The following is a 13754-nucleotide window of genomic DNA, read 5'->3' as shown; positions in this document are numbered from 1 at the left end:
TCACAAAGGCCGCCACGCACCTATCCCCCAGATGCGCATGGAGCATAGTTAGTTGACCGGTGACAGGCTTAACGGGGACGAGAGAGGCTCAGAGCCTGGTTGAATGCAGATTTGTGCTCTGGATTAGCGATGTTTATTGACGTTTAGGGCCCCTTCGCGAGCAAGCTCGCTCCCACATTGTTCTGTGGCGGTCACAAAACCTGTGGGGGCGAGCTTGCTCGCGAAGAGGTCGACGCGGGATTCAAGCCTGTTAATGCAGGCGCTTGCGGCACATCAACTGGGCCATTTTCGCGGTATCCGGGCGCTCGACGATGCCTTTCTCGGTAACGATCGCATCAATCAGGTCCGCCGGGGTCACGTCAAACACCGGATTGAACGCTTCAACATCGGCGCCGACACGCTTACCGCCGACTTCCAGCAGCTCGGCGCCATCACGTTCTTCAATCGGAATGTCGTCACCGCTGGCCAGATTCATGTCGATGGTCGAACTCGGTGCCACCACCATGAAGCGCACGCCGTGGTGCATGGCGTTGACCGCCAGTTGATAGGTGCCGATCTTGTTCGCCACGTCGCCGTTGGCGGTGATGCGGTCAGCCCCTACGATCACCCAGGTCACGCCTTTGGTTTTCATGATGTGCGCGGCAGCGGAGTCAGCATTGAGCGTTACCGGGATGCCTTCGTTGGCCAGCTCCCACGCGGTCAGGCGCGAGCCTTGCAACCACGGGCGGGTTTCGTCGGCATAAACGCGCTCGACCATGCCTTCCAGAAAAGCTGCGCGAATGACCCCCAGCGCAGTACCGAAACCGCCGGTAGCCAGCGCGCCGGTATTGCAGTGGGTCAGAATCGCCTGGGCGTTACCCTGATGTTTGCGGATCAGGTCGACGCCGAGCTGCGCCATGGTCAGGTTGGCTTCGCGGTCGCTTTCATGAATGGCGATGGCTTCGGCTTCCAGCGCCGCCAGCGGATCGGCGTTTTCTTTCAAGCGATCGAGCCGATCGTGCATGCGGCCAAGGGCCCAGAACAAATTGACCGCGGTCGGACGGGAATCGGCCAGCAAGGCAAAATCCTCCTCCAGCGCCGCGTACCAGTCGCCACCTTCGGCGATCCGCGCACGCGCCGCGAGGACGATGCCATACGCCGCACTGATGCCGATGGCTGGCGCGCCACGCACCACCATCGAGCGAATCGCTTCAGCTACGCCAGCGGCGCTGGTGTAGGCAATCCAGGTTTCCTCGAACGGCAAAATACGCTGATCCAGCAGGTGCAGCGCGCCGTCTCGCCAATCGATGGCCTTCACTTTCTCCGCAGCCAACAGTCGATCGCGCATCCCACACCCCGCACTCATGAACAAAAGCCGCCGATTATAGCGATCCCCCCGCGAAGACGCTCGGGTATACTTCGCCATCCTTTACAAAAGCACTGGAACCGACCCTCGATGCCGAAACCTGCCATTGCGCTCGACTTATTATTGCTGCCGACCTGGCTGGTACCCGTCGAACCTGCAGGCGTTGTGCTCAAGGAGCACGGCCTGGGCATCCGCGACGGTCGCATCGTGTTTATCGGCCCGCGCGCCGAAGCATTGAAGTGTAACGTCACGGAAGTTCGCGAACTGCCGGATGTGCTGCTCGCCCCTGGCCTGATCAATGCCCACGGCCACGCGGCAATGACGCTGTTCCGTGGTCTGGCTGACGACCTGCCGCTGATGACCTGGCTGGAAAACCACATCTGGCCGGCCGAAGCGAAATGGGTCAGCGAAGATTTCGTGCGTGACGGCACCGATCTGGCCATCGCCGAGCAGATCAAGGGCGGCATCACTTGTTTCTCGGACATGTATTTCTTCCCGAAGATCGCCAGCGAGCGCGTGCACAACAGCGGCATTCGCGCGCAGATCGCGATTCCGATCCTCGACTTCCCGATTCCAGGCGCCAGCAGCGCCGATGAAGCCATTCGTCAGGGCGTCGAATTGTTCGGCGATCTGAAGCATCACGAACGCATCAAGATCACCTTCGGTCCTCATGCACCGTACACCGTTGGCGACGAAAACCTCGAGAAAGTCCGCGTGATTGCCGAGGAACTGGACGCGTCGATCCACATGCACGTCCATGAGACCGCTTTCGAAGTCCAGCAAGCGCTGGAGCAACACGGCGAGCGTCCACTCGCTCGCCTTGGCCGTCTGGGCCTGCTCGGCCCGCGTTTCCAGGCCGTGCACATGACCCAGATCAGCGATGACGACCTGGCGTTGCTGGTAGAAAGCAACACCAGCGTGATCCACTGTCCGGAATCGAACCTGAAACTGGCCAGCGGTTTCTGCCCGGTCGAGCGTTTATGGCAGGCTGGGGTAAATGTCGCGGTCGGCACCGATGGCGCCGCCAGCAATAACGATCTGGATCTGCTCGGCGAAACCCGCACCGCCGCGCTGCTGGCCAAAGCCGTCGCTGGCTCGGCCACTGCACTGGACGCCCATCGGGCGCTGCGCATGGCCACATTGAATGGCGCGCGCGCACTGGGAATCGAAGCACAGGTTGGCTCCCTGGAAATCGGCAAAGCCGCCGACATCGTCGCTTTCGACCTGTCCGGCCTGGCGCAGCAACCGGTGTACGACCCGGTTTCGCAGCTTATCTATGCCACCGGTCGCGATTGCGTGAAACACCTGTGGGTCGCCGGCAAACAACTGCTCGACGACCGGCGCCTGACGCGCATGGACGAAGAGCAACTGGGCGCTACCGCCCGGGCCTGGGGTCAGCGCATCAGCGGCCACACCGAATCGTAAACACCGCGGAACACCATCCGCGGCTACAGCCCTTTTTCAAGTTTTAGAGGAATTGAACATGAGCAACGTCGACCACGCCGAAATCGCCAAATTCGAAGCCCTGGCTCATCGCTGGTGGGACCGTGAAAGCGAATTCAAACCGCTGCATGACATCAACCCGCTGCGGGTCAACTGGATTGACGAGCGGGTCAATCTGGCCGGCAAGAAGGTCCTCGACGTCGGTTGCGGCGGCGGCATTCTCAGCGAAGCCATGGCGCAACGCGGCGCCACTGTGATGGGCATCGACATGGGTGAAGCGCCGCTGGCGGTCGCGCAACTGCATCAACTGGAATCAGGCGTCAACGTCGAATACCGCCAGATCACCGCCGAAGACCTCGCTGAAGAAATGCCTGAGCAGTTCGACGTAGTGACCTGCCTTGAGATGCTCGAGCACGTGCCTGATCCATCGTCAGTCATTCGCGCCTGCTTCCGCATGGTCAAGCCCGGCGGCCAGGTGTTCTTCTCGACCATCAACCGCAACCCGAAGGCGTATCTGTTCGCCATTATCGGCGCTGAATACATCATGAAGCTGTTGCCGCGCGGCACTCACGACTTCAAGAAATTCATCCGCCCGTCCGAGCTCGGTGCCTGGAGCCGCATGGCTGGCCTGACCGTCAAGGACATCATCGGCCTGACCTACAACCCGCTGACCAAGCACTACAAGCTGGCCAACGATGTTGACGTCAACTACATGATCCAGACCCTGCGCGAGGAATAAGCCGATGGCCATCAGAGCAGTTCTCTTCGACATGGACGGCACCCTGCTCGACACGGCGCCGGACTTCATCGCCATCTGCCAGGCGATGCGCGCCGATCGTGGCTTGCCGCCGATCAACGACAAGCACATCCGCGACGAGATCTCCGGCGGCGCCAAAGCCATGGTCGCGGTGACGTTCTCGATGGATCCGGAATCGCCGGGCTTCGAGGAACTGCGTCTGGAGTTCCTTGAGCGCTATCTGGTCGGCTGCGCGGTGCACAGCAAGCTGTTCGACGGCATGGGCGAACTGCTCGCCGACATCGAGAAGGCCAACCTGATCTGGGGCGTGGTGACCAACAAGCCTTTGCGCTTTGCCGAGCCGATCATGCAACAACTGGGGCTGGCCGAGCGCTCGGCACTGCTGATCTGCCCGGATCATGTGAAGAACAGCAAGCCGGATCCGGAGCCGTTGATCCTTGCATGCAAGATGCTTGATCTGGATCCGGCGACGGTTCTGTTTGTCGGCGATGATCTGCGTGATATCGAATCGGGCCGCGATGCCGGCACGAAAACCGCGGCGGTGACGTTTGGTTATATCCACCCGGACGACAATCCTCGCCACTGGGGCGCGGATGTCGTGGTGGATCATCCGTCGGAGTTGCGCAAGGTGCTCGATAGCGCGCTTTGCAGCTGCTGAGACCTGACGCAGAGCGTCATTGGCTGCATTCCCACGCGGAGCGTGGGAAACGATCTGACTCCATGATGAGGTTTTTATGTTTGATTATTCCGCTCGTCCCGAATTGCTCAAGGATCGGGTCATTCTGGTCACCGGTGCCGGTCGTGGCATCGGTGCGGCGGCCGCGAAAACCTATGCGGCCCACGGCGCCACCGTGTTGCTGTTGGGTAAGACCGAAGCCAATCTGACCCAGGTTTACGACGAGATCGAAGCCGCGGGCCACCCGCAACCGGCAGTGATCCCGTTCAACCTCGAAACCGCCCTACCCCATCAGTACGATGAACTGGCAGCGATGATCGAGAACGAGTTCGGCCACCTCGACGGCCTGCTGCACAATGCCTCGATCATCGGCCCACGTACGCCGATCGAGCAGTTGTCCGGCGAAAACTTCATGCGCGTCATGCAGGTCAACGTCAACGCCATGTTCATGCTGACCAGCACTCTGCTGCCGCTGCTCAAGCTGTCACAAGACGCCTCGGTGGTGTTCACCTCCAGTAGCGTCGGGCGCAAGGGTCGGGCGTACTGGGGCGCCTATGGCGTGTCGAAGTTCGCCACCGAAGGCCTGATGCAAACCCTGGCCGATGAAGTCGATGGTGTGGCGCCGGTGCGTTCCAACAGCATCAACCCGGGTGGCACGCGCACGAGCATGCGCGCCCAGGCGTATCCAGGGGAAAACCCGTTGAACAACCCGACGCCCGAAGAGATCATGCCGGTCTACCTTTACCTGATGGGCCCGGACAGTACTGGCATCAACGGCCAGGCATTCAACGCCCAGTAACTGCCATACGTCGCATTTGTTGCCGCGGCAGATTCCTGTCGCGGCATGCATTTGCCGTTCGAGAGCGTCACAATCCAGTCAATTTTCCAGCACCCTTTGCTCACCTTCCAAGCCAAGCCATTGATTTAATACGGTTTAAATAAAAACGAACCGAATGGCACGACTTTCGCTCTAAATTTCCTCAAAACAAGCCGCGTGAAGGCATTGGGGCGAGGCCGATTTCGATAGCTTACTAATCGTCATCCGGCAGACTAGACTTACGCCAAACGTCCTACGGGACTGATGGATCAGTATGACGCGCAGCCCATAGCCGCTCTCACCCAGCCTGTAAGACAGACTTACCGCTAAGGGTTCACGCCATATGAAATCACCCTCCCAGACCAATGCAATTGACTTTGACAGTGCCAAATTGCAACGCCTGGGCTTTGGTCAACTGCCGCCCCTTCTGGAGCGACCGGCCAGTCTTGCGCAATTGCGCCAGCAAATGAGCCTGCAACTGCAAACCAGCCTCGAACCGCAACGCATCCTCGGTCTGTTTTTCCGCGAAGTTCAGCGCCTCGTGCCACTGGACGCACTGAGTTACGTGCACCAGGGCAGCGATCTGCGCCTGGAGTTCGGCAGCCGCGGCCACCACTCGATCAGCTATACCCTGAGCCATGAAGGCGAGCACATGGGTGAACTGATATTCCGCCGCAATCAGCGCTTCAACGAACAGGATCAGGGCAACCTTGAATCGCTTTTGTCGTCGCTGCTGTACCCGATGCGCAATGCCCTGCTCTACCGCGCTGCCACGCAGAGCGCCCTGCGCGATCCGCTGACCGGCGCCGGCAACCGCATTGCCATGGAGCAGACCTTGCAGCGGGAAATCGAAATGTCCCGTCGGCATCTGCAACCGCTGTCGCTGCTGATGCTCGATATCGACCACTTCAAACGGGTCAACGACAGCCATGGTCACAGCGCCGGCGATGACGTACTTAAAGCCATCGCGGCGACAATCAAGGCGCAACTGCGCAACGTCGACATGGTGTTTCGTTACGGTGGCGAAGAGTTTCTGGTGCTGCTGTCCAATACCAGCCGGGATGCCGCCGCAATGGTCGGCGAACGGCTGCGTTATGCGACGCAGGCAGCTGAATACTATGCGGATGGGCAGTTGATCGAATTGACCGTGAGCCTGGGATGTTCGACGTTGTTGCCGGGCGAATCGGCTGACAGCTTGCTGCGCCGTGCGGACAGTGCGTTGTACGTGGCCAAGCGCGAAGGACGTAACCGCTTGGCGATGGCGGGCTAAGTCCTTCCAAACGATACAAGACAGTGTGGGAGCGAGCTTGCTCGCGAAAGCGGTGCATCAGTCAAAACAATGCTGACTGACAGGCCCCCTTCGCGAGCAGGCTCGCTCCCACATTGGTTTTGCATTAAGCCGAAAATCAGCTCTCGACTACCGCCCTGCGTTCCCGGTTGACCAGCAAGCGCTCGGAAGTCTCCAGTTGCATGCAGCGCTCCAGAAACAGGTACATGTAGTCGTAGCTCTTGCACACTGCCTGACGCAGTTCTTCCTGCAAAGCCTTGGTCGGGTTCATTCCGGCCAGAGTGCAGATGATTTCCAGCGCTTCCCACGGGTGGGCATCATCGTACTGGGCATGCATCTTCAGCCACTTCATTGCCCGCTTGCGGTCTTCTTCGGGAAACGCCGCCGCATAAACGCCCGTCGAACAAACCACAGCCGACCACTCCCCGGTCGCACCCTCGATGGCGTAGTTGGTGGCGGCGATAGCCACGATCAGCGAATCGGCCGAACTGGTGTGCCAGCACCAATGACTCAGGGCATGCAACTCCGGTGGCACATGTTGGGCCTGGAGATCTTCCAGACTGACGCCATGGGCACGACTCCAATGCACCCAGTAATCCGCGTGATTGAGTTCAACGCGGATATTGCGCATCAGCCAGCGCCGCGCCATGTCCTCTCCGGGGTGGCGGGCAAACCGGGTTTTGGTGAGATTCTGCGCCATGTACAAGGCGAATTGCTCAACCACTGGCCAGCCGCCAATCAGGTACTGACGCATGGTTCTGGCGCTGAGTTTGTTATCACGCATGCGCAGATAAAGTTCATGTTCGACAACCCGGCGCTTGCTCTCGCTGCAATCCTCAATGAGCTGTTGTGCCCAGGCAGGATAACTTGCAGCTTCCATGAGTGGTCCGGTTCGGTTGAATGTGTCGATCACTGTTCGGCTCCTTTTGATTTGTGATTGTAAGGATCGGCGAGAGACTTCAACGGAACGTGCCAGGCGCTTTGAATAACAGCGGTTGCGGTCTGGCGGGCCGACTTTGCAAACTGTCACAGGTAAACAACTGTGGACGCTCTATAACATAACCCTGAGCGTAATCCACACCGATTTCAAGCAATGCCTGCTCGATCTGGGTTGTTTCAACAAACTCGGCAATTGTCTGCTTACCCATGACATGCCCGATGTGATTGATCACTTCGACCATTGCGCGGTTAATCGGGTCGTCCAGCATATCCTTTACGAAACTCCCGTCGATCTTCAGGAAGTCTACAGGCAAATGTTTCAGATAAGCGAATGAAGACATTCCGGCACAAAAGTCATCTAACGAAAAATAGCAACCTAAGCCTTTGAGTTCATTAATAAATCTTATTGCACTGCCCAGATTTGAAATTGCGCTGGTTTCTGTAATTTCAAAACAAATCATTTCAGGCGGTATTGCGTAGTTATCAAACTGCTCTCGCAGAAAGTGCAAAAACGCGTCATCTCCTATAGTAATGCCTGACAGATTAATCGCACACATCGCTAATGGCCGTTTATGTTCTTGCGCTATACATTGAGCAATAACCTTGAATACGTTCTGAACTACCCAGCGATCCAGTTGACTCATCAAACCATAGCGTTCGGCAGCTGGAATGAAACTGTCCGGCAGAATCATCCGCCCGGCCTCATCATGCAGACGCAACAGGATTTCAATGTGCCCACCCTTGCCAACTTCCTGTTTCAGCGGGGCGATTTCCTGGGCATAGAGGCAGAAGCGATTCTCTTCCAGCGCCATGTGCAGTCGTTGTACCCAAGCCATTTCACCAAAGCGCAGCGACAGTTCGGAATCGTCGGCGTGGTACACCTGCACCCGGTTGCGGCCCTTCTCCTTGGCCATGTAACAGGCCATATCGGCCGCGCGCAGTGAGGCTTCGAGGGTCGTCGGGGTCTGCGCGATATGCACCAGGCCAATGCTCACCGTGGTCAGGAACGGCCGCCCCTTCCAGACAAAATGCAGATTCTGTACGGTCTGGCGCAGTGCCTCAGCGATCTTTTCCGCAGCTTCCGGCGCGCAGTTCTCCAATAGAATGCCGAACTCGTCACCGCCGAGCCGCGCCAGCGTATCGCCCTCACGCAGCCCCGATTGCAGCAGCGTGCAAATATGCCGTAACAGCTCATCACCGGCGGCGTGACCACAGGTGTCGTTGACCAGTTTGAATTGATCGAGGTCGAGGAACATCAGCGCATGCCGCCCGGAATGGCGCGTGAGCTTATGCAGCGCCTGCTCCAGCCGATATTCAAATTCGCGGCGATTGGCCAGCCCGGTCAGCGCGTCATGGGTGGCCTGCCAGGACAGATTGGCGATGTATTGCCGCTCCTGAGTCATGTCGTGCAACACCAGCACCGTGCCGCTGACCTTGCCGGCATTGCGGATCGGTGCGCCGACCAGCGTCACCGACAACGTTGTGCCATCCAGGCGCTGGATCAGTTTCGAGTGCTCGCTGCCGCCACTGAGCTTACCGCTGAGGATGTGCTCGATCAGGGTCAGCCCCTCGGCCTGGGCGTTGTCGTCGAGCAAATTGAACAGCGCGGCCAATGGCAGGCCCGCCGCCTGCTCGGCCTTCCAGTGGGTCATGACTTCAGCGGCAGGGTTCATGTAATCGATGGCACCGCTGACATCGGTGGTAATGACGCCATCACCGATCGAATGCAACGTAACGTGCGCCCGATCCTTCTCCAGTTGCAGCGCCTCGGCAAAGGCATGACGTTGCTTGAGCAATTTATGCGTACGCCACAAGGCCAGCACGATCAGCCCCAGCGCCGTCGCCAGGTTGGTGAACAGCAGCAGACGCATGATCATCCGCGAACCTTCGCCCAGAGCATCGCTGAAAGCTTTTGCTGCCGGGGTGACGCCATCGTTGATGGCAAAAATCCGTGCTTTCCAGCGCTGGATATCGGCGCTGTTGGCCGCGTTCTGCGAAATGCTGCGGTGCATCTCCTGCGCCACGTCATCCAGCTCGACCAGATAGGCGTCACCGACCGTCCAGCGATCAATGGCGGTTTCCAGATAACTGAAATGGCGGAAGTTGAGGTACAGCCAGATCAGGCTGGAAACGTCGTCCGGATGGTTGCCGCCCTTGAGAATACCTTCACGCGCGGCAGCCAGATCCGGCGGTTGATGATCCAGCGCCAGACGCAACTGATGTCCGCCTTGTGGCACGGCGATCGCGTTACGGTATTTGAGGAAAATCGCCTCGTCACGGCTGTCGGCGTAAAGATTGAGGTAGTAGATGGCATCTTTCTGGCCCTTGGACCAAAGGCTTTCGCCGGCGACGTAGCCGCGAACGGCCGAGAGCACGTAAAGACTCACGCCGCCCAGTAACGCTTGAAATAACACGACGGCAATAAATGGCCAGACGATGCCCAACAACCGTGGCGTTCCGAGAGTCCGCTTTTGCTTCATGAGATCCCTTGCGCAAGCACTGCCAGATGAACACCGGAAAATCCCGCTCCTGACAGCTCAGCCTAGGCTAATTTTCGCCAAGTCAAAGGGACAGCTCTGCCGTCCTCTAGGTCGATTGTGCAAATGGCGGGACTGTGCGGGCGTTCCGAGTGGTTTTACTCAATGCAATTCAAGCACTAAGCACAGAAACCGTGACGAAACTCAAGGGCGCTGGATCTGCTGCAGGTGACCATAAAGCTTGGCATACAGACCGCCGTCGGCAATCAACTGCTGATGATCGCCGTCTTCAGCGACCTGACCACCATCGAACACCAGCACGCGATCGGCCTGTTTCACCGCCGACAGTCGGTGAGCAATGATCAGCGTGGTGCGACCATTGAGGAAGCGCGCCATGGCTTGATGCAGGTTGTACTCGGTGGCGGCGTCGAGGGCCGAGGTGGCTTCGTCGAGGATGACGACTTTCGGCTCGGCGAGAATCATCCGCGCGATGGCCAGGCGTTGGCGTTGCCCGCCCGACAAGCGCACGCCGGAGCGCCCGACAATACTGTCCAGACCATTGGGCAAAGCACGGATGGTCGCTTCGAGCTGAGCGATTTCCAGCGCCTGCCAGCAGGCTTCGTCGCTGCGAGTGCGGCCCATGGTCAGGTTGGCGCGCACGGTATCGTTGAACAGTGCCGGGTGTTGCAGCACCACCGCGACGTTTTCCCGTACTGTGTCGAGGCCGATCTCCTGCTGGGTCGAACCGCCGAAACGGATGGTGCCGGACACTGGCGTATACAGCCCGAGGAGTAATTGCACCAGGGTACTTTTGCCACCGCCGCTGGCGCCGACAATCGCGACTTTTTCACCCGGGGCAATCGACAGATTCAGCTGATCCAGCACTAGCTCATCACCGTAGCCGAAGCTCAGGCCTTGCACCTGAATGCCGACGGTGTCACGGCCCTTGAACGGATCGACGCCGCCGGGATATTGCGGCTCATCGGCGCGCGCCAGCAGTTCGTTGATCCGCGCCAGCGCTCCGCCCGCCGCGTAATAGGCGTATTGCAGATTGAGCAGTTGTTCGACCGGGCCGATCATGAACCACAGGTAGCTGAACACCGCGAGCATCTGGCCGATCGACAGGTCGGAAAACAGCACGGTGAGCATCGCTGCCGCGCGAAAAATGTCGATGCCGAACTGGAACAGCAGACCACTGGCGCGGTTCGACGCGTCGGTTTTCCATTGCGAGTTGACCGCGTAATTGCGCACTTCCTGCGCGCGCAGGCCGAGCCGGCCGAGGAAGAAACCCTGACGATTGCCGGCGCGGATTTCCTGAATCGCATCAAGGGTTTCGCTCAACGCCTGGGTGAAGCGCGCCGTACTGTCGTTCTCGAGTTTCTTCAGGTGTTTGACGCGTTTGCCCAACTGCACGGTGGCGTAAATCACCAGCGGGTTGAACAACAGAATCAGCAGCGCCAGTTTCCAGTGCATCCACATGAGGATGCTCGCGGTGCCGACCAGGGTCAGCATCGCCACCAGAAAACGACTGAGGGTTTCGCCGACAAATTTGTCGAGGGTATCGAGGTCCGTGACCAGGTGCGTGGTTACCGTGCCGCTGCCGAGGCTTTCGTACTCGCCGAGCGAGATGCGTTTGAGGCGCTCGATCAGGCGCACGCGAATGCGATAGACGATGTCTTTGGCCAGCCGTGCGAACAGCCGCGACTGCAACACGCCGAAGCACAGTGAACTGCAACGCAGGGTCAGCGTCACGACCAGCATCAAGCCGATATAGCCTGCCGCTTGCTGCCACATCGTCGGCAGCACATGGTTCATGGCTTTCAATGCCGCGTCGCCGTGACCGAGCAGGACTTCGTCCACCAGCAACGGCAGCAGCAACGGAATCGGCACACTGCACAGCGTCGCCAGAACAGCGACGCCGTTGGCGATCCACAGGGATTTTTTGTGTGTAAGTGCCAGTCGCCGGACTTCTGCCCAGCTCAGCCGGTCGACACGCTTTACGGCTGGCGTGTCATCGGCCCGATCAGACACAGGCCGCACGCTCCAGCCATCGACCCAGTAACGGCGACAGTTCACTGAGCGGTTGGTAGCCGTTGGTCAGCAGGGCCAGTTGGCCATTGCGTTCGGCGAGCAGGGTCGGGAAACCGGCGATGCCGAGATCCTGCACCCAACTGAAATCGGCCTGAGTGGCTTTGTGCTGATCGGCATGATCAAACAACGCAGCGAATTCGATACGCGGTACACCAGCCTTTTCGGCCAGCTCGACCAACACACTGGCCTGGGTGACATCGCGACCTTCAGCGTAAAACGCCTCCTGGATCAGTCCGACCAATTTCCACGCGCAATCCGGTGCCAGGCTGCGTGCGGTGACAATCGCCCGGCAGGCAGGCTCGGTGTCGTAGACAAAACCGTCGGGCAACGCGCCGTCAAACTTGAACGGCTGGCCGGTGGCCTCGGTGACCGCTTGCCAGTGTTCAAGAATATAGCGGCGGGTGGTCGGCTCCAGCGCCGAGCCACTGCCGGTGCGCAAACCACCGACCACCAGATGCAACTCGACTCCCGCTGCTTGCGCCTGCTCGACCAATGCCTTGGCTACTGGAGCAAAACCCCAGCACCACGAACACATCGGGTCCATCACATAGAGCAGGCGTGCAGACATGATTAAGCCTCGGTGGATGCTTGCTTGTAGTTGTAGCCGATCGGGTGCGGCTGGTTACGCGCCTTGGCCAGTTCGATCTGCTTCTGCCGATCGATGGCACTGCGCCGGGTTTTCTCGCTCAGTTTGTCCCAGCAATGCGGGCAACTGATGCCGGCCACATAATGCTCCGAAGCGCGATCTTCAACACTGACCGGTGTGCGGCAGGCATGACATTGATCGTAGTCGCCTTCGCTGAGGTCGTGACGCACGGTCACACGGTTGTCGAACACAAAGCAGTCGCCCTGCCACTTGGTTTCTTCCTGCGGCACTTCTTCGAGATACTTCAGGATGCCGCCCTTGAGGTGGTAAACCTCTTCATAGCCTTCGCCGAGCATGTAGCTCGAGGCTTTTTCGCAGCGAATGCCACCGGTGCAGAACATCGCGACCTTCTTGTGCACGGCCGGGTTGAAATGCTCTTTGATGTAGTCGGGAAATTCGCGAAAGCTGGTGGTTTTCGGATCGATGGCGCCTTCGAAGGTGCCGATCGACACTTCGTAATCGTTGCGCGTGTCGATCAACAGCACTTCCGGGTCGCTGATCAACGCGTTCCAGTCTTGCGGATCAACGTACGTGCCGACCTTTTTGTTCGGGTCGACGCCTTCGACACCGAGGGTGACGATCTCTTTTTTCAGTTTGACCTTGGTGCGGTAGAACGGCTGCTCGTCGCAGTACGACTCTTTGTGATCAATGTCGATCATGCGTGGGTCGTTCTTCAGCCAGGCGAGCAGGCCATCAATGCCTTCGCGAGTGCCCGACACCGTGCCGTTGATGCCTTCTTCGGCGATCAGCAGGGTGCCTTTGATCTGGTTGTCGACCATCGCTTGCAGCAGGGGCTCGCGCAGGTTGACGTAATCTTCGAGGGTGACGAACTTATACAGTGCCGCCACGACAATCGGCTGTGTCATGGGTATTTCTCCAGGTGGCTACCCTCGCAAAGGGTGAACCGGATTCAAAAAAAAACGCGCCGGGTGAGCGGCGCGTTGCGGATTCTAGCAAAAAACCGAAGCTTAATGCTTGCTGCCGCCGGCACAGGTTGGCGACGCCGGAGCGGCGCCAGTCTCTGCCCATTCCTGCGGAGTGTAGGTGTGCAGCGCCAACGCATGGAACTCGCCCATCAGCTCACCGAGCGTGCCGTAGACTTTCTGGTGGCGCTTGACCCGGTTCAGGCCGTCGAACTGCGCGCTGACCACCACAGCCTTGAAGTGGGTCTGCAACCCGCGACTGTGCATGTGGCTTTCATCCAGCACTTGCAGATGTTCGGGCTGAAGCAGCGCCAGCGTCGATTCGATGCGTTGTTGCATGGTCATCACGAAC

General features: G+C 59.0%; 12 protein-coding genes. 5 read left to right on the top strand and 7 right to left on the bottom strand.

Annotated features, from left to right (window positions below; genetic code table 11):
- Positions 1-250 precede the first annotated feature (250 nt).
- Positions 251-1327 carry an S-methyl-5-thioribose-1-phosphate isomerase gene (gene mtnA / locus HUW52_RS10080; protein WP_016986961.1) on the bottom strand — a complete coding sequence of 359 codons (1077 nt, stop codon included), beginning with the start codon at positions 1325-1327 and terminating at the stop codon, positions 251-253.
- A gap of 108 nt (positions 1328-1435) precedes the next feature.
- Between mtnA and HUW52_RS10075 the strand changes: the two genes are divergently transcribed.
- The 5 genes from HUW52_RS10075 (at position 1436) to HUW52_RS10055 (ending at position 6308) form a co-directional block, all read left to right on the top strand.
- Positions 1436-2770: a TRZ/ATZ family hydrolase gene (locus HUW52_RS10075; RefSeq protein ID WP_016986962.1), complete on the top strand. Its 1335-nt coding sequence runs from the start codon at positions 1436-1438 to the stop codon at positions 2768-2770.
- A gap of 58 nt (positions 2771-2828) precedes the next feature.
- Positions 2829-3527 carry a bifunctional 2-polyprenyl-6-hydroxyphenol methylase/3-demethylubiquinol 3-O-methyltransferase UbiG gene (ubiG, locus tag HUW52_RS10070; protein WP_016986963.1) on the top strand — a complete coding sequence of 233 codons (699 nt, stop codon included), beginning with the start codon at positions 2829-2831 and terminating at the stop codon, positions 3525-3527.
- Between the two features lie 4 nt (positions 3528-3531).
- Positions 3532-4203: an N-acetylmuramic acid 6-phosphate phosphatase MupP gene (gene mupP / locus HUW52_RS10065; RefSeq protein ID WP_016986964.1), complete on the top strand. Its 672-nt coding sequence runs from the start codon at positions 3532-3534 to the stop codon at positions 4201-4203.
- A gap of 76 nt (positions 4204-4279) precedes the next feature.
- A complete protein-coding gene (locus tag HUW52_RS10060; RefSeq protein WP_175553534.1) occupies positions 4280-5020 on the top strand; it encodes a YciK family oxidoreductase in 741 nt (246 codons plus the stop codon).
- A gap of 361 nt (positions 5021-5381) precedes the next feature.
- Positions 5382-6308 carry a GGDEF domain-containing protein gene (locus HUW52_RS10055; RefSeq protein WP_175553533.1) on the top strand — a complete coding sequence of 309 codons (927 nt, stop codon included), beginning with the start codon at positions 5382-5384 and terminating at the stop codon, positions 6306-6308.
- A 136-nt stretch (positions 6309-6444) separates the two neighbouring features.
- Here HUW52_RS10055 and HUW52_RS10050 read toward each other — a convergent pair whose 3' ends face one another.
- The 6 genes from HUW52_RS10050 to HUW52_RS10025 form a co-directional block, all read right to left on the bottom strand.
- Positions 6445-7206, bottom strand: coding sequence for a TenA family transcriptional regulator (locus HUW52_RS10050; RefSeq protein ID WP_219342090.1), 762 nt, complete (start codon positions 7204-7206; stop codon positions 6445-6447).
- A gap of 79 nt (positions 7207-7285) precedes the next feature.
- Entirely contained in the window at positions 7286-9745 is a 2460-nt protein-coding gene (locus HUW52_RS10045) for an EAL domain-containing protein (protein ID WP_175553532.1), read from the bottom strand.
- A gap of 201 nt (positions 9746-9946) precedes the next feature.
- On the bottom strand, positions 9947-11773 hold the full coding sequence (locus HUW52_RS10040) for an ABC transporter ATP-binding protein (RefSeq protein WP_016986969.1): 1827 nt from the start codon (positions 11771-11773) through the stop codon (positions 9947-9949).
- Positions 11766-12368 carry a DsbA family protein gene (locus HUW52_RS10035; RefSeq protein WP_175555660.1) on the bottom strand — a complete coding sequence of 201 codons (603 nt, stop codon included), beginning with the start codon at positions 12366-12368 and terminating at the stop codon, positions 11766-11768. The genes HUW52_RS10040 and HUW52_RS10035 overlap by 8 nt, the downstream gene beginning before the upstream one ends.
- A gap of 35 nt (positions 12369-12403) precedes the next feature.
- Positions 12404-13345: a rhodanese-related sulfurtransferase gene (locus tag HUW52_RS10030; RefSeq protein ID WP_158958083.1), complete on the bottom strand. Its 942-nt coding sequence runs from the start codon at positions 13343-13345 to the stop codon at positions 12404-12406.
- Positions 13346-13447: 102 nt separating this feature from the next.
- Positions 13448-13747 (bottom strand): BolA family transcriptional regulator, encoded by a 300-nt coding sequence (locus tag HUW52_RS10025; protein WP_016986972.1) that lies wholly within the window; start codon positions 13745-13747, stop codon positions 13448-13450.
- Between the last annotated feature and the right edge of the window lie 7 nt (positions 13748-13754).

The sequence above is a fragment of the Pseudomonas sp. 43A genome (genome assembly GCF_013363935.1).
Taxonomy (GTDB): Bacteria; Pseudomonadota; Gammaproteobacteria; order Pseudomonadales; family Pseudomonadaceae; genus Aquipseudomonas; species Aquipseudomonas crudilactis.
Note: the sequence above shows the minus strand (reverse complement) of the source record. Positions and strands in the feature narration are given on the sequence as shown.

Coding starts and splice junctions, on each gene's coding strand:
- HUW52_RS10050 (WP_219342090.1), bottom strand. CDS start 7,206: ATGGAAGCTGCAAGTTATCCTGCCTGGGCACAACAGCTCATTGAGGAT.
- HUW52_RS10055 (WP_175553533.1), top strand. CDS start 5,382: ATGAAATCACCCTCCCAGACCAATGCAATTGACTTTGACAGTGCCAAA.
- HUW52_RS10075 (WP_016986962.1), top strand. CDS start 1,436: ATGCCGAAACCTGCCATTGCGCTCGACTTATTATTGCTGCCGACCTGG.
- HUW52_RS10060 (WP_175553534.1), top strand. CDS start 4,280: ATGTTTGATTATTCCGCTCGTCCCGAATTGCTCAAGGATCGGGTCATT.
- mtnA (WP_016986961.1), bottom strand. CDS start 1,327: ATGCGCGATCGACTGTTGGCTGCGGAGAAAGTGAAGGCCATCGATTGG.
- HUW52_RS10025 (WP_016986972.1), bottom strand. CDS start 13,747: ATGACCATGCAACAACGCATCGAATCGACGCTGGCGCTGCTTCAGCCC.
- ubiG (WP_016986963.1), top strand. CDS start 2,829: ATGAGCAACGTCGACCACGCCGAAATCGCCAAATTCGAAGCCCTGGCT.
- mupP (WP_016986964.1), top strand. CDS start 3,532: ATGGCCATCAGAGCAGTTCTCTTCGACATGGACGGCACCCTGCTCGAC.
- HUW52_RS10035 (WP_175555660.1), bottom strand. CDS start 12,368: ATGTGTTCGTGGTGCTGGGGTTTTGCTCCAGTAGCCAAGGCATTGGTC.
- HUW52_RS10045 (WP_175553532.1), bottom strand. CDS start 9,745: ATGAAGCAAAAGCGGACTCTCGGAACGCCACGGTTGTTGGGCATCGTC.
- HUW52_RS10030 (WP_158958083.1), bottom strand. CDS start 13,345: ATGACACAGCCGATTGTCGTGGCGGCACTGTATAAGTTCGTCACCCTC.